The organism is Streptomyces sp. NPDC059009, assembly GCF_042740175.1.
GTDB lineage: Bacteria > Actinomycetota > Actinomycetes > Streptomycetales > Streptomycetaceae > Streptomyces.
In genome coordinates this window covers 8,766-27,629 of sequence record NZ_JBHYJB010000059.1, presented here as the reverse complement: position 1 = coordinate 27,629, position 18,864 = coordinate 8,766, and the positions used below count along the sequence as shown (strand labels likewise).

The window sequence follows — 18,864 nt, the reverse complement described above, 5'->3', positions numbered from 1 at the left end:
CTTCTGAGGCCACGACACTCTCCGGGCGCGAGAGTGGAAAGAAGTGCCAGAAGTACGAAGCAGTGCCGCAAACGTCCTCGCAGGGACCGAGGAGGAACCAGACGTTATGGGCGAGCGAACCGTGCACACACGTAAGACGACCCAGGCAGGTGGGGCGTGATGAGTTCTCTGCTGCTCCTCACGAACGCCCTTCAGCCGTCGACGGAGGTGCTCCCCGCTCTCGGCCTGCTGCTGCACAACGTGCGGGTCGCCCCCGCCGAGGGCCCCGCTCTCGTCGACACCCCGGGTGCCGACGTCATCCTGATCGACGGGCGGCGCGACCTTCCCCAGGTCCGCAGCCTCTGCCAGCTCCTGCGCTCCACCGGGCCCGGCTGTCCGCTGCTCCTCGTCGTGACGGAGGGCGGCCTCGCGGCGGTCACCGCCGACTGGGGCGTGGACGACGTGCTGCTCGACACCGCGGGCCCCGCCGAGGTCGAGGCCCGCCTCCGCCTGGCCATGGGCCGCCAGCAGGGCACCGCCGACGACTCCCCCATGGAGATCCGCAACGGCGACCTCTCGGTCGACGAGGCCACCTACTCCGCCAAGCTCAAGGGCCGGGTCCTGGACCTGACCTTCAAGGAGTTCGAGCTCATCAAGTACCTGGCGCAGCACCCCGGACGCGTGTTCACGCGGGCCCAGCTGCTCCAGGAGGTCTGGGGCTACGACTACTTCGGCGGCACGCGCACGGTCGACGTCCACGTGCGACGGCTGCGCGCGAAGCTCGGCGTCGAGCACGAGTCGCTCATCGGCACCGTCCGCAATGTCGGTTACCGCTTCGTCGTCCCGGAGAAGGTCGACCGCGAGGCCGACGAGAAGGCGGCGAAGGCGGCGTCCCCGAGGGCCGAGGGCGAGCGGAATGAAGCGGCCGAAACCGTCAGGCAAGCGGCCAAACAGACCACTTCGGTGCCGGTACCGGCCCGCAAGGATGCCTCCGTAAGGGCTGCTGAGAGGTAGCTCGACCCGCGTAGACTGCGCGCGTGGCCAAGGTGACGCGGGACGATGTGGCGCGACTGGCGGGGACTTCGACCGCAGTCGTCAGTTATGTCATCAACAACGGACCTCGGCCGGTCGCCCCGGCCACGCGCGAGCGGGTACTCGCCGCCATCAAGGAGCTGGGCTACCGGCCCGACCGGGTCGCCCAGGCCATGGCCTCGCGGCGGACCGACCTCATAGCCATGATCGTGCCGGACGCGCGCCAGCCCTTCTTCGCGGAGATGGCGCACGCGGTCGAACAGGCCGCGTCCGAGCGCGGAAAGATGGTCCTCGTCGGCAACTCCGACTATGTGGAGGAGCGCGAGGTCCACTACCTGCGCGCCTTCCTGGGCATGCGCGTCTCCGGCCTCATCCTCGTCAGCCACGGCCTGAACGACCTGGCCGCCGCCGAGATCGACGCCTGGGACGCCCGCGTGGTCCTGCTGCACGAGCGGCCCGAGGCCATCGACGACGTCGCGGTGGTCACCGACGACCTCGGCGGCGCCCAGCTCGCCACCCGGCATCTCCTGGAACACGGCCACCGGTTCGTGGCCTGCCTCGGCGGCACCGCGGACACCCCCTCCGTCGGCGACCCGGTCTCCGACCACGTCGAGGGCTGGCGGCGCGCGATGGAGGAGGCCGGGCGGTCCACCGAAGGGCTGCTCTTCGAGGCCCCGTACAACCGCTACGACGCCTACCGCGTGGCGCTCGGCATCCTCGAAGGCCCCGACCGGCCCACGGCGATCTTCTGCTCCACCGACGACCAGGCGATCGGCGTCCTGCGGGCCGCGCGCGAGCTGCGCATCGACGTGCCGGGCGAGCTGGCGGTCGCCGGGTTCGACGACGTGAAGGAGGCGGGTCTCACCGATCCGCCGCTGACCACGGTCGCCTCCGACCGGCCCGCGATGGCGCGCGCCGCCGTCGACCTGGTCCTCGACGACGGCCTCCGGGTCGCCGGGTCCCGGCGCGAGCGGCTCAAGCTGTTCCCCTCGCGGCTCGTGGTGCGCCAGTCCTGCGGCTGCGCGTAGTCGGCCCCGTCCGGCCGGTGCCCTTATTTCGGGCATACGGGGTTCTGCTGGGCTTCTCAGGACGTACTCAGGCAGCTCTCATGTACGGCGGACACGCTCTGAGACATGACCGAGAGCTTCCGCCGCGACGGCGAGTACCCCACGCAGCAGTTCCCCGGCACTGTGCACCACGGCGGTACGCAGGGTGCGTACCCTCCCCCGCCGTCGTACGCGCCGGAAGGCCCCGCGCCCGACGGCGGCCACCGCCCGCGGCGCCGCGCGAAGGGGCCGGTCGCGCTCCTCACCGCCGTCGCGCTCGCCGCGGCCGCGGTCGGCGGCGGCACCGCGTACGCCGTGCAGGAGCTGACCGGCAAGAGCAGCTCCACGAGCGGGTCCGGCACCAACGTCGTGCCGACCAGCCAGCGCGGCACCGTCTCCGGCGTCGCCGAGGCCGTCTCGCCGAGCATCGTCGAGATCAGCGCGAGCTCCGCGCAGGGCAAGGCGACCGGCTCCGGCGTGATCATCACGGGCGACGGCGAGATCATCACCAACAACCACGTCGTCTCCGGCGCCTCGAACGTGAAGGTGCGGACGAACGACGGCAAGACCTACAACGCGAAGGTCGTCGGCACCGACAGCAAGAAGGACCTCGCCCTCATCAAGCTGGAGGGCGCCTCCGGCCTGAAGGCGGCGAGCCTCGGCGACTCCGACAACGTCAAGGTCGGCGACCAGGTCGTGGCGATCGGCTCGCCCGAGGGCCTGACCGGCACCGTCACCAGCGGCATCATCTCCGCGCTCGACCGCGACGTCACCGTCTCCACGGACGGCGGCCAGCAGCAGCAACAGCAGGGCGGCAGCGGGGGCGGTTGGCCGTTCGAGTACGGCGGGGAGCAGTTCAACGGCGACACCGGCTCCTCGAAGACCACGTACAAGGCGCTGCAGACCGACGCCTCGCTCAACCCCGGCAACTCCGGCGGCGCCCTCATCGACATGAACGGCAACATCATCGGCATCAACTCCGCGATGTACTCGCCCAGTTCGTCCCAGCAGAGCGGCGGCGGCTCCGGCTCCGTCGGCCTCGGCTTCGCCATCCCGGTCAACACCGTCAAGGCCGACCTCGCCGACCTGCGGGACGGCGTCAAGAACTAGCCTTCGGGAGCTCACCGGGCTCCCCTCCCCCGTACGACTCGCAGGAGGCCGCCATGTCCGCCACCCTCACCATCAACCGCGTCCGGCACGCCCTCGCCGTCTCCGTCGGCTGGGGCGGCCGCCCCGCCACCGACCCGGCGGGCCTCGGGCTCCCGCTCGCGGTCGCCGAAGAGCTACACGGTGCGGCGGCCGCCGCCAGGGCCCCCGAGGTGGCGGCCGCCGCACCGGGCACCGGCCGCCCCCGCACCGGCGCCAAGCGCCGCGCTCCACGCGGGCGCGTGCGAGGCTGAGGGCGGACCCGTAAGACCCGCCCCCGTATCCGAGAAAGCCGAGCGAAGAGACCATGAGCCCCGAAGGCGACCGCGACCGCGAGCCGCAGCGCATCCTGATCGTCGACGACGAACCCGCGGTGCGGGAGGCGCTCCAGCGCAGCCTCGCCTTCGAGGGATACGGGACGGAGGTCGCCGTGGACGGCGCCGACGCCCTGGAGAAGGCCGCCGACTACCAGCCCGACCTGGTCGTGCTCGACATCCAGATGCCCCGCATGGACGGCCTCACCGCGGCCCGGCGGCTGCGCGCCACCGGGTCGACCACGCCGATCCTGATGCTGACCGCGCGGGACACCGTCGGCGACCGCGTCACGGGACTCGACGCGGGCGCCGACGACTACCTGGTCAAACCCTTCGAGCTGGACGAGCTGTTCGCCCGGATCCGCGCGCTGCTGCGGCGCAGCTCGTACGCGGCCGGGGCCGGACAGGCGGCGGAGGGCGACACGCTGTCCTTCGCGGACCTGCGCATGGACCTGGCGACCCGCGAGGTCACGCGCGGGCCGCGCACGGTCGAGCTGACCCGCACGGAGTTCACGTTGCTGGAGATGTTCCTCGCGCACCCGCGCCAGGTCCTGACCCGCGAGCAGATCCTCAAGGCCGTGTGGGGCTTCGACTTCGAGCCGTCCTCCAACTCCCTTGATGTGTACGTGATGTACCTGCGCAGGAAGACGGAGGCGGGCGGTGAACCGCGGCTCGTGCACACCGTGCGGGGCGTGGGGTATGTGCTGCGGGGCGGCGAGTGAGCGGGCTCGTACGGCGGTTCCGTGGGCTGCCGATCCGCTCTCGGCTGGCGTTGCTGGTGGCCACGGCGGTCGCTGTCGCTGTGGCCGCGAGTGCGGTGGCTTGCTGGTTGCTGACGCGGGCGCAGTTGCAGGATCAGATGGATGACTCGTTGCGGAGCCTGAATGTGGACCGCGCCTACATCCAAGAGACCTCCGAACTCTGTGGGAACGGTGTCACCGCGCCCAACGCCCGCAGCACTCCGGGCACCACCACCGTGTACGTGCAACTCGTATGGAGGGACGGCACCCGGTGCGTGGGCCGCGGCTCCACTCCTGTCGCGGTGCAGTCCTCCGATGTGCGCGTGGCCCAGCATCTGCGGCTCCAGTCCCTGCACGACGGCAAGACTGCGGACGGCACGCCGGTACGTGTCCTGACGAAGGTGTACGAACCCGACTCCAACTACGCGGTATCGATCGCCCGCCCCCTCTCCGAGATCGACGAACCCCTCAACAAGCTCGCCTGGCTCCTCACCGCCGTAGCCGGCATCGGCGTCCTCGGCGCCGGCGCCGCCGGGCTCTGGGTCGCCCGTACCGGCCTCCGCCCCGTGGACCAGCTCACCCAGGCCGTCGAACACGTCGCCCGCACCGAGGACTTGAGCCTGCGCATCCCCACCGACGACGACAGCGACGACGAGATCGCCCGGCTCTCGCGGTCCTTCAACGCGATGACCTCCGCGCTGGCCTCCTCGCGCGACCTCCAGCAGCAGCTCATCGCCGACGCGGGCCACGAGCTCCGTACGCCGCTCACCTCCCTGCGCACCAACATCGAGCTGCTCGCCCGCAGCGAGGAGACGGGCCGGGCCATTCCGCCCGACGACCGCAAGGCGCTGCTCGCCTCCGTGAAGGCGCAGATGACCGAACTGGCCTCCCTGATCGGGGACTTGCAGGAGCTGTCCCGCTCGGACGCCGGGCACGCGGGCGGCAAGCCACTCGAAGTCATCGGGCTGCACGACATCGCGGACGCGGCCCTGGAGCGGGCGCGGCTGCGCGGACCCGAGCTGGCCTTCGAGGCGGACCTCTCGCCCTGGTACGTCCGCGCGGAGCCCGCCGCCCTGGAGCGTGCCGTCGTCAACATCCTGGACAACGCGGTGAAGTTCGGGCCGCCCGGCACCGCCGTCGAGGTCGCCCTCAAGGGCGGGGCGCTGACCGTGCGCGACCACGGCCCTGGCATCCCCGCCGATGAACTCCCGCACGTCTTCGACCGGTTCTGGCGCTCGCCGTCCGCGCGCAGCCTGCCGGGTTCGGGGCTCGGCCTGTCGATCGTGGCACGCACCGTGCGGCAGGCGGGCGGCGAGGTGACGCTGGCCGCGGCGGACGGCGGCGGGACGGTGGCGACGGTCCGGCTGCCGGGGGCGGCCACCCCGCCCCCCGAGGCGAGCCCGGCCCCGTAAGACGGAAGAGGTGAGACCGTCTCACCCAGTGGCCGAAAACTCAGCGGCCGTGACTCAGCGGCCGAACCCGATTCCCGAACCCGTCAGGTTCACCCGGATCCCGTCCTTCTCCACGCGCACGTCCTCCAGGTCGACGTCGCCCGGTCCGGGCAGCTTCGGGAGCTGGAAGGCGAGCGTGAGGCGGTCGGCGAGTTCGGGGCGGGTGAGCTGGGAGAGGCCCTTGAGCAGCGCCGGGTCGAGGCCCAGCTTCTCCAGGAGCCAGGGGTGGGCCATCGCGACGTCGATGAGGTTGAGCCTCATCACGTCGTGCACGAACTTCGGTGAGCCGACGAGGTCGTTGAGCTTGTCGTCGCTGTGCAGGGCACCCTCGACGACGGAGTCCGACAGGCCGAGCCGCTTGACCACGGCCGGCACGGACAGCAGCTTCTTCGCCTTGTTCGTCTCCTTGAGCAGGCTGTTCGCCGAGTCCTTGCTGAGGTGCAGGCCCTCGGACTCGTGGGTGCCGGGGCGGTAGGTGGCGAGGTCGCCGACGGTGAGGCTCATGCGGCCGATGTCGGTGGAGATGCCGCGGTCGCCGTTGCGCTGGATGCGGGCGTCGGCGCGCACCTTCAGGTCGTGCCCGGCGACGGGCAGGGTGCCGCGGGCGAGGACCTGGTCGCGGCCGTGGCCGGTGAACGTGACCTGGGAGGCGCCCAGTTCGCGGTTGAGGTCCTCGAAGGAGAGCAGCACCTCGCCGCGCATCGCGCCGATGACGGCACCCTTGAGGGAGGTCGGTCCGTCGCCGTTGACGCGGACGTCGGTGGCGGTCGCGGAGACCTTGGCGAGCGAGACGCGGTCGGCGGCGACGTCGGGGACCGTCACCGAGACCTTGTCGAAGCGCTGGTCGAAGACCTGGGTGAGGAACGGGAAGCCCTCGATGTCGACCTCGGGCGCGGCGCTCAGATGCAGCGAGTCCTTGAGCTTCTCGGCCGCCTTGTGCTCGGCGTACAGCTGCGCCCAGCGGTCGCCGAGGACCAGGAAGGCGGCGGTCACGAGGACCGCGACGAGGGCCTTCGCGGCGAGCGGGAGCCCCGCGAAACGGTTGCGGCGGCGGCTGCCGCGGCGGTGGTTCGGGGGCTCCCAGGGAGCGTCCTCGGCGTTGCCGTCCGCGCCGTCCTCGTCCTTGTCCTCGTGGAGGAACTCCTCCAGCGGGTTGGGGGCGAGCGCGGCCAGCTCGTCGTACGGATTGAAGGGACGCTCGGCTATGAAGGTGTCTTCCAGGTTGCCGTCGTGAACATCATGGAGCGGTTTCGTGGTTATGCGGTGGGGGGAACGCATCGGCCGATCTCACCACACGTACACACCCCACCCCAAGCCTTACTCCCAGTAAGGGACGGTTTCAGCCATTACTTCATGGCCCTCGCTTAACAGCTCCCGACCCCTGCTTGACGACTACTTGACGATCTTGATGCGGTCCGCCTTCGGCGGCGCGATCGGCTTGTCCGCCGAGGAGTTGGCGGTCAGGTAGTCGCCGAACGCCTTCAGGTCGTCGGCGCCGACCAGCGGCTTCGTGCCCTTGCCGAGCTCCGCGAAGCCGTCGCCGCCGCCCGCGAGGAAGGAGTTCAGAGCCACACGGTACGTGGCCCCCGGATCGATCGCCTTGCCGCCCAGCTTGATCGAGTCGGTGACCACGCGGTCCGCGCCGGACTTGGTCAGGTCGAGCGTGTAGGTCAGCCCGTCCGAGATCTGCAGAATCTTCGGGGATGCCTCGTTCGCCCCGCTCACCTGCTGCTTGAGCGCGGTGACGAGCTGGGCCCCGGTGAGGTCGACGAGGTTCACGGTGTTGCTGAACGGCTGCACGGTGAAGGCTTCCCCGTACGTCACCACCCCGTCGCCCTCGCTGCCGCTCGCCTTGTGGACCAGGTCGGAGCGGATCCCGCCCGGGTTCATCAGGGCCAGATCGGCCTCGGGGTCGAGGGACTTGGCGTGGGCGAGCTGCGCGTCCGCGATCAGGTCGCCGAGCGGCTCCTCCGGCGTACCGGCGCCGCGCCCCGGGATGTCCGCCGAGATGTAGCCGACCGGCTTGTTGGCGACCGGCGCGGCCAGCTTGTCCCAGCGCGCGATGAGCGAGGACATGTCGGGCGCCTTGGTCTGCTCGCGGCTGACCACGTGGTTCGCCGACTTCACGCTGGTCCGCACGATGTCCTTGGTCCTACGGTCGTACGTGAGCGTGGTGTCCGTGTAGAGCTTCCCGTAGGAGGAGGCCGAGGTCACCATGCGGGGCTTGCCCGAGGGGTCCGGGATGGTGCAGACGTATGCCTGGTGGGTGTGGCCCGTGACCAGGGCGTCGACCTTCGGCGAGATGCCCTTGGCGATGGCGGTGATGGGGCCGGAGATGCCGTCGCCGCTGCCCGGGGAATCACAGTCGTAGTTGTAGTCCTGCGAGGCCGGGGAGCCGCCCTCGTGGATCAGCGTGACGATCGACTTCACGCCCTGCTTGTCGAGGATCTTGGCGTACTTGTTGACCGTCTCGATCTCGTCGTGGAACTTCAGGCCCTTGATGCCGTCGGCGGAGACGATGTCGGGCGTGCCCTCCAGCGTGACGCCGATGAAGCCGACCTTCACGCCCTTGTGCTTCCACACCGTGTAGGGCTTGAGGATGGGCTTGCCGGTCTTCTCGTTCGTCACGTTGGCCGCGAGATACGGGTAGTCGGCGCCCTTGAACTTCTTGGGCTTGCCGTTCTTGTCCTTCTCGAAGCAGCCGTCCTTGGGGTGGCAGCCGCCGTTCTGGATCCGGGCCAGCTCCTTGGCGCCCTCGTCGAACTCGTGGTTGCCGACACTCGTGACGTCCAGGCCCAGCTTGTTCATGGCCTCGACGGTGGGCTCGTCGTGGAAGAGCCCGGAGAGCAGCGGGCTGGCCCCGATGAGGTCGCCCGCGGCGGCGGTGACGCTGTACTTCTTGCCCTCGCGGGCCTTGCGCAGGGACGACGCGAGGTACTCCACGCCGCCCGCGTCGATCTTCTTCGAGGTCCCGTCCGGCTGCTTCTCCGTGACCTGGCCCGAGGAGCCGGCCGGGGGCTGGAGGTTGCCGTGGAAGTCGTTGAAGGAGAGCAGCTGCAGGTCGACGGTGCGGCTGGGCTTCTGCGCCGCGGCGGCGGTCTGGCGCTGGGCAGCGTCGGCGTCGGCGTCGGCGTTCGCGGGCAGCGCCGCGGCCAGCGCCCCGACCGTGGCGAGCCCGGCCGCGGCGGCCAGCACGCGCGAGGTGCGGGTGCGGAGTCTGCGGCGGTGTGGCGGTGGTGTGGCTGACACATGTCCCCCTGGGGTCAGTGATCGGGCAGGACGAACAGGAGCTGGCGTACGGGACCGGCATACGGAACCGGGATGCGGGACGGGCATACGGGACTGGCATACGGGACCGCGTGCGCAGCCTAGATTCAACGCGCGTAGCGCGACAGGGGGTTCGGGGTTACGGGCCGGTTGCCATTAGGGACCACGGACCGGTTGTCCCAGGGGTTCCCCCCCGGAGCGCGCCGTACCCTCGATCCCATGACTGACGACGCCACGGCAGCCGCCGCCTCCCCGGACAAACCCCCCGCGGTCCTGCGCCGCATCGACACCCTCGCCGCCCTCGCTCCGGACCAGTCCGAGGCCGTCCTGAAGCTGCTCGCGGACGCCGCCCGGAGCGACGGCCAGCAGGCGGTCTCCGAGCAGGGGCGGCTGCAGCTGCGCGGGGGCGCCAGGGAAGGAGTGCGTCATCTGCTGCTGCACGTCGGCGACGAGCTGCTCGGCTACGCGCAGCTGGAGGACACCGACCCGATCGAGGCGCCCGCCGCCGAGCTCGTGGTGCACCCCGGGCACCGGGGGCACGGGCACGGGCGGGCCCTCGGCACCGCGCTGCTCGCCGAGTCCGGGCGGCGGCTGCGGGTGTGGGCGCACGGCGGGCACTCGGCGGCCCGGCACCTGGCCCAGGTCCTCGGCCTCAGTCTGTTCCGTGAACTGCGCCAGATGCGGCGCCCGTTGACCGGCCTCGACCTGCCGGACCCGGTCCTGCCCGAGGGCGTCACGATCCGTACGTTCGTCCCCGGCGGGGACGACGCGGCCTGGCTCGCGGTGAACGCGGAAGCCTTCGCCCACCACCCCGAACAGGGCTCCCTCACCCAGCGCGACCTCGACGACCGCAAGGCGGAGAGCTGGTTCGACCCGGCCGGGTTCTTCCTCGCCGTACGGGAGGACAGCGGCGAGATCGCGGGCTTCCACTGGACCAAGGTGCACGCCGACGAGGGCCTCGGCGAGGTGTACGTGGTCGGGGTCAGGCCCGGTGCGCAGGGCGGCGGCCTGGGCAAGGCGCTGACCACGATCGGCCTGCGGCACCTGGCGGAGGCGGGGCTGCCGACGGCGATGCTGTACGTGGACGCGGACAACAAGGCGGCGGTGAGCGTGTACGAGCGGCTCGGCTTCGTCACGCACGAGACGGACCTGATGTACCGGACGGAGTCCTGAGGCTCCGAAGCCCTGAAGTGACGTGAGGGCGTGGTGTTCCCCGGGGGAACACCACGCCCTCAGGCGTTGCGTGCCGCGCCTACTTCTCGATCGGCGCCAGACACATCTCGTACGTCGTCCGCCCGCGCCGCGTCACCTCGTAGTGCGACTGGCCCGCCTTGCACTCCGGCTCGAGCTGGCTCGCCACCTTGAACTCCGCCGCCTTGTCGGAGCAGTCGACGATCTGCATGTCCGGGTCGCCGTCGCTCCCCTTGTTCTGGATGCAGTCACCGATCTCGGCGGTCGCGACGTTGCTCGCGTCCTTCTTGGCCCCGGTGGGGGTCGACGGGTCGGTGGTGTTGCCGCGGCTGTTGTACCACCACACGCCCGCGACGGCCGCCGCGATGACGAGGACGACCACCTTCATGAGGGGCGACTGGCGGCTGAAGGAACTGGACAAGGTAAATCCCCCGATATCTCGCGCGTTCCGGCACATGTCACCTGTCAGGGACACATGTCTGACGCGTGTTCACGTCAATGCTGAGCGGCCGAGGCTACAAGACCCTCAACTCGGCTCTCGACCACCCCCCTTGACAGTGGCGACCGCGCTCCACCACCCTTTCACTACTCAATTAGTGAAAGGGTGGTGGAAGACCGTGCCCGACATCGAGTACCGCATCGACCGGCGCAGCGGCGTCGCCACCTACCTCCAGATCGTCCAGCAGACCCAACAGGCCCTGCGCCTGGGCCTGTTGACGCCAGGAGACCGGCTGCCCACGGCCCGCGAGGTGGTCGAGGCCACGGCCATCAACCCCAACACGGTCCTGAAGGCGTACCGGGAGCTGGAGCGCGACGGCCTGGTCGAGGCCCGCCGGGGGCTCGGCACCTTCGTGCGCCGGACGCTGGGCAGCGCCGCCCCGGCGGACTCGCCGCTGCGGGGGGAGCTCGCCGCCTGGGCCCAGCGGGCGCGGGCGGCGGGGCTGGAGAAGGACGACGTCGCCGCGCTGTTCGCGGCGGTCCTGGACGAGCAGTTCGACGGGAACGACACGTAGTTCACATCGGGGGAAACCAAAGGGGGACCACGCATGAGCCACACCGCCATCGAGGCGGCCGGCCTCACCAAGAGGTACGGGCGCCGCGGCACCACTGCCCTGGAAGACTGTTCCTTCCGGTTACCGCTGGGCCGCATCTGCGCCCTCGTCGGCCCCAACGGGTCCGGAAAGTCCACCCTGTTGGGCCTCGTGTCCGGACGGCTCCGCCCCACCGGGGGGACGGTCACCACCCTCGGCTGCACCCCGGAGCACGCCCGCCGCCACATCGCGTACGTCGCCCAGGACAAGCCGCTCTACCCCCAGCTCACCATCGCCGAGACCCTCCGCCTCGGCGCCGAACTCAACCCGGACAACTGGGACATGGGCGTCGCCGAGGGCGTGATCCACAGCGGCGACCTCGACCCGGACACCCGGGTCCGCGCCCTCTCCGGCGGCCACCGAACCCTCGTGGCCCTCGCCCTCGCGCTCGGCAAGAAGGCCGAACTCCTGCTCCTGGACGAGCCGATGGCCGACCTGGACCCGCTCGCCCGGCGCCGGCTCATGGGCGCCCTGCTGGCGGAGGCCGCCCGGCACGGCACGACCGTCGTGATGTCCTCGCACATCCTCGGCGAACTCGCGGACTCCTGCGACTACTTGCTCCTCGTCTCCGGCGGCCGCATCCTGCTCGGCGGCGGCATCGACGACCTGGTCAACGCGCACGCCCTGGTCACGGGGCCGGGGCCGCTGGCCGATCTGGCGCGGCACACCATCGTGGAGTCGCGGGCGACGGGGCGCGGCCTGCGGGCCCTCATCCGCCCGGAGGGGCCACCGAGCGCCCTCAACGACGGGGACGGCAGGGGGCGTTGGGACGTCCTGGAGCCCTCCCTGGAAGAGCTCGTGCTCACGTATCTACGGTGCCCCGACGCACCGTCGCTGATCAGCCCGAGTGCGGCGCTCCCGCACCAGAACGGGGCGGTGACCGCATGAGCGTGCCCAAGCTCCACGGCCCGGCCTGGGCCGCCGTACGCATCCACCGCGCCGCCCTGTGGACCGGCCTCGCCCTGGTCGTCGTGTCGGCCGGGTTCCTGGGCGTGCTGCGCGGCTGGCTGGTCTCCGCCAACGCCGGGAACAACTGCGACACCGACATCGGCGCCTCGGGCTGCCACGACTACCAGTCGGCCGGCGACTGGCTCAGCGGCACCACCTACGTCGACTCCAAGGCCCTGCTCATCGTGCCCTTCCTGGTCGGCGCCTTCGTGGCGGGCCCCGCGATCGCCCGCGAGCTGGAGTCCCGCACCCACCTGCTCGCCTGGTCCCAGTCGGTCCCGCCCGCGCGCTGGCTCGCCGCGAAGCTGGCCCTGGCGGCCCTGACGGCGACGGCCCTCTCGCTCGCCCTGATGGGGGCGCTCCAGCTCGGCAGGACCGATGCCGACGGCTTCAGCACCTGGGGCCTCGACTGGTCGGAGCGCGGGGCGTACGAGGCGACGGGGCCCGCCCTCGTCGCGTACTGCCTGCTCGCCGTGGCCGTCGGGGCGCTCACCGGGCTCCTGGTGCGCCGCACCGTGGCCGCCATGGCCGTGTCGGGCCTGGTCACGGGCGCCGTGCTGCTCGCTCTCGGCAGCGTGCGCTGGGATCTGCTGCCGACCCGGACGACGACGGGGAAGACCTACGGCAACGACCTCGACGACCTCTTCGTGAACGTGGGCCCCGCCCAGGACGTCTATGTCACCGACTCCGGGGCACTCAACTCCCTCGGCCAGCGGTTCCACCCGGGCGAGTGCGGCTACCGCTGCCCCGCCGACGACAAGGTCACAGGCTGGTACTCCGACTACCATCCCCGCTCCCACTTCTGGTACATCCAGTTCATCGAGACCGGCATCGTCCTGGCCCTCGCCGCCCTCGCGGTGTACGCCGCGTTCCGGGTGCTGCGGCGCCGTACGGCCTGACCTGGACGGCGGCTCCCGGGCGTGTAGACGTCCGGGAGTCGCCCCCAGATGTCCCGCACGTCATGTCGCCGTAACCGACGATTCAGACAGGCTTGCGACGCTCACTCAATGCAGCCCGCAGCGCCCGACCCCGCCGAGGGCCCTCCTCCGGTACCGCCTCAGAACGGGAGGCTCCGCCTCCCGCTCGTCCTCACTCCCGCGCTCTCCGACGCGCTCACCGGCGTGCCCGCGCGGAAGAATGGGGCCATGAGCCAGCCGAACGCGCAGAGCAACCAGGTACAGCACGTCCAGCCCTCGGTGGGTTCCATCGCGGCGCACCGGCCGCACACGGTGGCGGCCACCGTCTCGGACCTGGATCCCGAGCTCGACGGCGACCTGGACGCGTATGACGAGGACGGTCAGCTGGGGCACGACGGGGCGGAGCTGCCGCAGGGGCGGTTCCTGGACCGGGAGCGCAGCTGGCTCGCCTTCAACGAGCGGGTGCTGGAGCTCGCCGAGGACCCCTCGACGCCGCTCCTGGAGCGGGCGAACTTCCTGGCGATCTTCGCGTCGAACCTGGACGAGTTCTTCATGGTGCGGGTGGCCGGTCTGAAGCGGCGCATCGCGACCGGGGTCGCCACCCGATCGGCCTCCGGCCTCCAGCCCCGCGAGGTCCTCGAACTCATCTGGAACCGGTCCCGCGAGCTCATGGCCCGGCACGCCGCCTGCTACCAGGAGGACGTCGCCCCCGGCCTCGCCGACGAGGGCATCCACCTGGTCCGCTGGAACGAGCTGACCGAGAAGGAGCAGTCCCGGCTCTTCACCCTCTTCCGGCAGCAGATCTTCCCGGTGCTCACGCCGCTGGCCGTCGACCCGGCGCACCCCTTCCCGTACATCTCGGGCCTCTCCCTCAATCTCGCGGTCGTCGTGCGCAACCCGGTCTCCGGGCACCGCCACTTCGCCCGTGTGAAGGTGCCGCCGCTGCTCTCCCGCTTCCTGGAGGCGTCGCCGCAGCGGTACGTGCCCATCGAGGACGTCATCGCCGCGCCCGCGCACCTCGGCGAGCTCTTCCCCGGCATGGAGATCGAGGAGCACCACATGTTCCGGCTCACCCGGAACGAGGACCTGGAGGTGGAGGAGGACGACGCCGAGAACCTCCTCCAGGCCCTGGAGAAGGAGCTCATGCGGCGCCGCTTCGGGCCGCCGGTGCGCCTGGAGGTCGAGGAGTCCATCGACCCCAACATCCTCGAACTCCTCGTCCGCGAGCTGAAGATCAGCGAGGCCGAGGTCTATCCGCTGCCGGGCCCGCTCGACCTCACGGGCCTGTTCAGCATCGCCTCCCTCGACCGGCCCGAGCTGAAGTACCCCAAGTTCATCGCGGGCACCCACCGCGACCTGGCCGAGGTGGAGTCGGCGTCGGCGCCCGACATCTTCGCGGCGCTGAAGGAGCGGGACGTGCTCCTGCACCACCCGTACGACTCCTTCTCCACCTCCGTACAGGCGTTCCTGGAGCAGGCGGCGGGCGACCCGGACGTCCTCGCCATCAAGCAGACCCTGTACCGGACGTCGGGCGACTCCCCGATAGTGGACGCCCTGATCGACGCCGCCGAGTCGGGCAAGCAGGTCCTCGTCCTCGTCGAGATCAAGGCCCGCTTCGACGAGCAGGCCAACATCAAGTGGGCGCGGAAGCTGGAGGAGGCGGGCTGCCACGTCGTGTACGGCCTCGTCGGCCTCAAGACCCACTGCAAACTCTCCCTCGTGGTCCGCCAGGAGGGCGAGAAGCTGGTCCGCTACTCGCACGTCGGCACCGGCAACTACCACCCCAAGACGGCCCGTCTGTACGAGGACCTGGGCCTGCTCACCGCCAACGCCGAGGTCGGCGCGGACCTCTCCGACCTCTTCAACCGGCTCTCCGGCTACTCACGGCGGGAGACCTACCGGCGGCTGCTCGTCGCCCCCAAGTCCCTGCGCGACGGCCTCGTCTCGCGCATCCAGAAGGAGATACAGCACCACCGCGCGGGCCGCCCCGCCTACGTCCGCATCAAGGTCAACTCGATGGTGGACGAGGCCGTCGTGGACTCCCTGTACCGGGCCTCGCAGGCCGGGGTCGAGGTGGATGTGTGGGTGCGCGGGATCTGCGCGGTGCGGCCCGGGGTCGAAGGGCTGTCGGAGAACATCCGGGTGCGGTCGGTGCTCGGCCGGTTCCTGGAGCACTCGCGCGTCTTCGCCTTCGGCAACGGCGGCGAACCGGAGGTGTGGATCGGCAGCGCCGACATGATGCACCGCAACCTCGACCGCAGGATCGAGGCACTGGTCCGGGTCACCGACCCGGCCCACCGGGCGGCCCTCAACCGGCTCCTGGAGACCGGCATGTCGGACACCACCGCCTCCTGGCACCTGGGGGCCGACGGCAACTGGACCCGGCACTCCACGGACCCCGAAGGCCAGCCCCTGCGGAACGTACAGGAGATGCTCATAGACGCCCGGAGGCGCCGGCGTGGCACAGCAACACCTTGACGAGACTCCCGGGACGGCTGGGACGACCGAGGCAGCCGGGACGACGGGGGCGACGGGGGCGAACGGGGCCATCGGCCCGGACGGACCCGGCCCGGCCCACCCTGGCCTGGGCAGCTCCGGCCCTGGCGGCCCCGGCTCGGGCAGCTCCAGTCCGAGCGGCCCCGGCCCGAGCAGCTCCGGCCCAGGCGACCCCAGCCCGAGCAGCTCCAGCCCGAGCAGCTCCGGCCCTGGCACCTCCGGCCCTGGCGGCCCCAGCCCAAGCAGCCCCAGCCCACCCCACCCCGCCCTGAGCAACTCCAGCCCCGCCTGCCCGGCCGACCTCACGGCGGGTGAGGCTCTGTCGGTCTACCTCCAGGAGCAGGCCACGGAGTTCCTCCGCTCGCTGCGGCTGCACCGCGAGTCCACGACGGACGCACAGGGCGTCGAGGAGTCGCTCGCCGCCGCCCGCTCCCTGCGCCGCGCGGCCCGCCGCATCGGCGCCACCCTGCACACCTTCCGCCCCCTGCTCGACCCCGACTGGTCGGCGGCGCTCCGCCCCGAACTGGCGTGGCTTTCGGGGACGTTGGCGCAGGAACACGCGTACGGGACGCGGCTCGCGCGCCTGCTGGAGGCGCTGCACCGCTTGTCGGGGGCGTCGAGGGTGCCCGCTCCCGGGACGGCCCCGCTGTCCAAGAAGGCGGCCGCCGACACCCCGGCGACCGGCCTGACGGTCGGCGCAGCCAAAGCGGCAGCCCTCCTGGAACGCCAGCTCACCCTCGCCCGGACCAGGGCCCACTCCACCGCCCTCCAGGCCTTCGGCTCCTCCCGCTTCCACGCGGTGGCGGACAACGTCGCGGTGCTCGCGAGCGAGGTCCCGCTGAGCGACGGGCAGGACGAGCTGAAGCCCCTCGCCGGGAAGGCCGAGGCCCAGCTCACCGAGGCCGTCGCCGCCCTCCCGCTGGGCCAGGCAGGACACCCGTACAACGCGGAGGCCCTGGTCCACGGCCTCGCCGCCCACACCGCGCCCGAGGCCCAGGACGCCCCCTGGCTGAAGGTCCGCTCACTGCTGCGCCTGCACCGCTACGCCCAAGAGGTGCTGCTCGGCCCGTACGGCGACACGGCCCGCGACCTCCGCCTGGAGGAGGCGGGGCACGCCCTGAACCGCCACCGCGAGGCCGCGGACGCCGCTTCGGCCGCGGCCGCCGCCGCCCGCACCCCGCGCATCGCCCCGGCGACCGCGTACGCCCTGGGGGTGCTGCACGCCGATCAGCGGCACGAGGTGGAAGCGGCCCGCTACGCGTTCCAGCGGGCCTGGATGAGGGAGGCGGTGAGCACGCGATGAGGCGCGCCCCGGATGAAGTGATCGAAGCGGCGGGCTGTGTCCTGTGGCGCCGCTCGCCCGTCGACGAGGCACTGGAGATCTGCCTGGTGCACCGGCCCAAGTACGACGACTGGTCGCACCCGAAGGGCAAGCTGAAGCGCGGCGAGTCCCCGCTCCACGGGGCGCTGCGCGAGGTCGAGGAGGAGACCGGGCACACCTGTGCTCCCGGCGCCCCGCTGCCCACGGTCCGCTATGTGGCGAGCGGCCGCCCCAAGCGGGTCCACTACTGGGCGGCCGAGGCGACCGGCGGCCGCTTCACCGCGAACGACGAGGTCGACCGCCTCCTGTGGCTCTCCCCCACCGCGGCCCGCCACCGCCTCACCCAGGACCGCGACAAGCAGCTCGTCGACGCGCTCCTGGACGCCCTGCACCTGGCGTGACTCCCGTGCCCACCGGACCCGGCCGGGCCCGCGCAGCACACCCTTCCCCGTGCCCCCGCAATGCCTCCGTGCCCCGGCCGTAAGCGTTCCGTGACCTCACCACGACGTCCGCGTAGGTTCACCCTCCGTTCACTCATGCCCATCGGCTGCTTCATTTCGCGCTCCTAATTTCGGCCGTACAAGACATCGAAGAGGTCTTAACGCAAGGCATCAAGGCATCAACCTGCACGCCGCACCCCCAAGCCGGCGGCTCCCGGAAGGAACTCCCGAAGTGAAGCTTCAGCGCAAGAACCGGCTCCGCGCCCTCTCCCTCGGCGCCATCGCCGTCTCCGGCGCCCTGGCCCTCACGGCGTGCGGCTCCGACGACACCAGCAGCGGCACCAGCGGCGGCAGCGGCGGCGCCTCGGCCAAGGCCGGCAACATCAAGTGCGACGACGCCAAGGGCCAGCTCCTGGCCAACGGCTCGTCCGCCCAGGCCAACGCCATCCAGGCGTGGGTCAAGGCGTACACGGCCGAGTGCAAGGGCGTGCAGATCAACTACAAGCCGGAGGGCTCCGGCGCCGGCATCACCGCCTTCAACCAGGGCCAGGTCGCCTTCGCGGGCTCCGACTCCGCCCTGAAGCCCGAAGAGGTCGCCGCCTCCAAGAAGGTCTGCAAGTCCGGCCAGGGCATCGACCTGCCGATGGTCGGCGGCCCGATCGCCGTGGCGTACAACGTCCCGGGCGTCGACAACCTCGTCCTGGACGCCTCGACCCTCGCCAAGATCTTCGACGGCAAGATCAAGACCTGGGACGACGAGGCCGTCAAGAAGCTGAACCCGAAGGCGAAGCTGCCCTCGACGAAGATCCAGGCGTTCCACCGCTCCGACGAGTCGGGCACCACGGACAACTTCACCAAGTACCTGAAGGCCGCCGCCCCCGCCGACTGGAAGTACTCCGGCGGCAAGGCGTGGCAGGCCAAGGGCGGCCAGTCCGCGCAGGGCTCCTCGGGCCTCGCGCAGAACGTGAAGCAGACCGCGGGCGCCATCTCCTACATGGAGCTCTCCTACGCCAAGGACGGCGTCAAGACCGTCGACCTGGACACGGGCGCCGCCCAGCCGGTCAAGGCCACCACCGAGAACGCCACCAAGGCGATCTCCGAGGCCAAGCTCGTCGGCAAGGGCAAGGACCTCTCCCTGGAGCTGAACTACGGCACCAAGGCCGAGGGCGCCTACCCGATCACCCTCGTCACCTACGAGATCGTCTGTGACAAGGGCAACAAGGCCGACACCCTGAAGGCCACCAAGTCCTTCCTCACCTACATCGCCAGCCAGGACGGCCAGGACTCCCTCGCGGCCCTGGGCTACGCCCCGATCCCGGCCGAGATCAACGCCAAGGTCCGCGACACCGTCGCGAGCCTGAGCTGACCCAGCGCGCGGGCCACCCGGATCCGGGTGGCCCGCGCCCTCCGGGGCCACCCCCCCACGATCACCCCCCACCGCCGCGGGACCACGGGCCCCCAGACCCGCGTACCCCAGGGGACAAT

Annotated in this window: 17 protein-coding genes; 14 read left to right on the top strand and 3 right to left on the bottom strand. The window is 71.2% G+C overall.

The window, feature by feature from the left end; all coding sequences use genetic code 11:
* Window positions 1-159 precede the first annotated feature (159 nt).
* The 6 genes from ACFWYM_RS40425 to ACFWYM_RS40400 all read left to right on the top strand — a co-directional run bounded on the left by ACFWYM_RS40425 (window position 160) and on the right by ACFWYM_RS40400 (window position 5,669).
* Entirely contained in the window at window positions 160-993 is an 834-nt protein-coding gene (locus tag ACFWYM_RS40425; protein WP_384849181.1) for a response regulator transcription factor, read from the top strand.
* A 23-nt stretch (window positions 994-1,016) separates the two neighbouring features.
* The gene (locus ACFWYM_RS40420; RefSeq protein WP_384849178.1) at window positions 1,017-2,039 is read left to right on the top strand and encodes a LacI family DNA-binding transcriptional regulator; all 1,023 of its coding nucleotides are present in this window, start codon (window positions 1,017-1,019) and stop codon (window positions 2,037-2,039) included.
* Window positions 2,040-2,144: 105 nt separating this feature from the next.
* The gene (locus ACFWYM_RS40415) at window positions 2,145-3,167 is read left to right on the top strand and encodes a S1C family serine protease (protein ID WP_384849176.1); all 1,023 of its coding nucleotides are present in this window, start codon (window positions 2,145-2,147) and stop codon (window positions 3,165-3,167) included.
* A gap of 53 nt (window positions 3,168-3,220) precedes the next feature.
* Complete coding sequence (locus ACFWYM_RS40410; protein ID WP_384849173.1) at window positions 3,221-3,457, top strand: hypothetical protein; 237 nt, start codon at window positions 3,221-3,223, stop codon at window positions 3,455-3,457.
* Window positions 3,458-3,510: 53 nt separating this feature from the next.
* Window positions 3,511-4,239, top strand: a complete 729-nt coding sequence (locus tag ACFWYM_RS40405; protein WP_384849170.1) for a response regulator transcription factor — start codon at window positions 3,511-3,513, stop codon at window positions 4,237-4,239.
* On the top strand, window positions 4,236-5,669 hold the full coding sequence (locus ACFWYM_RS40400; RefSeq protein ID WP_384849167.1) for a sensor histidine kinase: 1,434 nt from the start codon (window positions 4,236-4,238) through the stop codon (window positions 5,667-5,669). Before ACFWYM_RS40405 ends, ACFWYM_RS40400 begins: the two co-directional genes overlap by 4 nt.
* A 54-nt stretch (window positions 5,670-5,723) precedes the next feature.
* Here the strand turns inward: ACFWYM_RS40400 and ACFWYM_RS40395 are convergent, their stop codons facing one another.
* Together ACFWYM_RS40395 and ACFWYM_RS40390 are read right to left on the bottom strand one after the other, a co-directional pair.
* Window positions 5,724-6,986 carry a DUF2993 domain-containing protein gene (locus ACFWYM_RS40395; RefSeq protein ID WP_384849164.1) on the bottom strand — a complete coding sequence of 421 codons (1,263 nt, stop codon included), beginning with the start codon at window positions 6,984-6,986 and terminating at the stop codon, window positions 5,724-5,726.
* 114 nt (window positions 6,987-7,100) lie between these two features.
* Window positions 7,101-8,957 carry a bifunctional metallophosphatase/5'-nucleotidase gene (locus ACFWYM_RS40390; protein WP_384849161.1) on the bottom strand — a complete coding sequence of 619 codons (1,857 nt, stop codon included), beginning with the start codon at window positions 8,955-8,957 and terminating at the stop codon, window positions 7,101-7,103.
* A 237-nt stretch (window positions 8,958-9,194) separates the two neighbouring features.
* Here ACFWYM_RS40390 and mshD point away from each other — a divergent pair, with 237 nt between their 5' ends.
* On the top strand, window positions 9,195-10,148 hold the full coding sequence (gene mshD / locus ACFWYM_RS40385; RefSeq protein WP_384849160.1) for a mycothiol synthase: 954 nt from the start codon (window positions 9,195-9,197) through the stop codon (window positions 10,146-10,148).
* A gap of 79 nt (window positions 10,149-10,227) precedes the next feature.
* Here mshD and ACFWYM_RS40380 read toward each other — a convergent pair whose 3' ends face one another.
* A complete protein-coding gene (locus tag ACFWYM_RS40380; RefSeq protein ID WP_384849156.1) occupies window positions 10,228-10,587 on the bottom strand; it encodes a hypothetical protein in 360 nt (119 codons plus the stop codon).
* Between the two features lie 196 nt (window positions 10,588-10,783).
* Here ACFWYM_RS40380 and ACFWYM_RS40375 point away from each other — a divergent pair, with 196 nt between their 5' ends.
* The 7 genes from ACFWYM_RS40375 (at window position 10,784) to pstS (ending at window position 18,745) form a co-directional block, all read left to right on the top strand.
* The gene (locus ACFWYM_RS40375) at window positions 10,784-11,179 is read left to right on the top strand and encodes a GntR family transcriptional regulator (RefSeq protein ID WP_384849153.1); all 396 of its coding nucleotides are present in this window, start codon (window positions 10,784-10,786) and stop codon (window positions 11,177-11,179) included.
* 33 nt (window positions 11,180-11,212) lie between these two features.
* A complete protein-coding gene (locus tag ACFWYM_RS40370; protein WP_384849151.1) occupies window positions 11,213-12,145 on the top strand; it encodes an ABC transporter ATP-binding protein in 933 nt (310 codons plus the stop codon).
* Window positions 12,142-13,104 carry an ABC transporter permease gene (locus ACFWYM_RS40365; RefSeq protein WP_384849148.1) on the top strand — a complete coding sequence of 321 codons (963 nt, stop codon included), beginning with the start codon at window positions 12,142-12,144 and terminating at the stop codon, window positions 13,102-13,104. The genes ACFWYM_RS40370 and ACFWYM_RS40365 overlap by 4 nt, the downstream gene beginning before the upstream one ends.
* Before the next feature lie 108 nt (window positions 13,105-13,212).
* Window positions 13,213-15,600, top strand: a complete 2,388-nt coding sequence (locus tag ACFWYM_RS40360; RefSeq protein ID WP_384849146.1) for an RNA degradosome polyphosphate kinase — start codon at window positions 13,213-13,215, stop codon at window positions 15,598-15,600.
* 286 nt (window positions 15,601-15,886) lie between these two features.
* Complete coding sequence (locus ACFWYM_RS40355; RefSeq protein WP_384849262.1) at window positions 15,887-16,921, top strand: CHAD domain-containing protein; 1,035 nt, start codon at window positions 15,887-15,889, stop codon at window positions 16,919-16,921.
* A complete protein-coding gene (locus tag ACFWYM_RS40350; protein WP_384849143.1) occupies window positions 16,918-17,340 on the top strand; it encodes an NUDIX hydrolase in 423 nt (140 codons plus the stop codon). The genes ACFWYM_RS40355 and ACFWYM_RS40350 overlap by 4 nt, the downstream gene beginning before the upstream one ends.
* A 271-nt stretch (window positions 17,341-17,611) precedes the next feature.
* Window positions 17,612-18,745 carry a phosphate ABC transporter substrate-binding protein PstS gene (gene pstS / locus ACFWYM_RS40345; protein WP_384849140.1) on the top strand — a complete coding sequence of 378 codons (1,134 nt, stop codon included), beginning with the start codon at window positions 17,612-17,614 and terminating at the stop codon, window positions 18,743-18,745.
* Window positions 18,746-18,864 lie beyond the last annotated feature (119 nt).

What these genes read in the sequence shown, in the direction of transcription:
- ACFWYM_RS40425 (WP_384849181.1), top strand. Translation starts at nt 160, where the DNA reads ATGAGTTCTCTGCTGCTCCTCACGAACGCCCTTCAGCCGTCGACGGAG.
- ACFWYM_RS40415 (WP_384849176.1), top strand. Translation starts at nt 2,145, where the DNA reads ATGACCGAGAGCTTCCGCCGCGACGGCGAGTACCCCACGCAGCAGTTC.
- ACFWYM_RS40410 (WP_384849173.1), top strand. Translation starts at nt 3,221, where the DNA reads ATGTCCGCCACCCTCACCATCAACCGCGTCCGGCACGCCCTCGCCGTC.
- ACFWYM_RS40405 (WP_384849170.1), top strand. Translation starts at nt 3,511, where the DNA reads ATGAGCCCCGAAGGCGACCGCGACCGCGAGCCGCAGCGCATCCTGATC.
- ACFWYM_RS40395 (WP_384849164.1), bottom strand. Translation starts at nt 6,986, where the DNA reads ATGCGTTCCCCCCACCGCATAACCACGAAACCGCTCCATGATGTTCAC.
- mshD (WP_384849160.1), top strand. Translation starts at nt 9,195, where the DNA reads ATGACTGACGACGCCACGGCAGCCGCCGCCTCCCCGGACAAACCCCCC.
- ACFWYM_RS40370 (WP_384849151.1), top strand. Translation starts at nt 11,213, where the DNA reads ATGAGCCACACCGCCATCGAGGCGGCCGGCCTCACCAAGAGGTACGGG.
- ACFWYM_RS40365 (WP_384849148.1), top strand. Translation starts at nt 12,142, where the DNA reads ATGAGCGTGCCCAAGCTCCACGGCCCGGCCTGGGCCGCCGTACGCATC.
- ACFWYM_RS40360 (WP_384849146.1), top strand. Translation starts at nt 13,213, where the DNA reads ATGCAGCCCGCAGCGCCCGACCCCGCCGAGGGCCCTCCTCCGGTACCG.
- ACFWYM_RS40350 (WP_384849143.1), top strand. Translation starts at nt 16,918, where the DNA reads ATGAGGCGCGCCCCGGATGAAGTGATCGAAGCGGCGGGCTGTGTCCTG.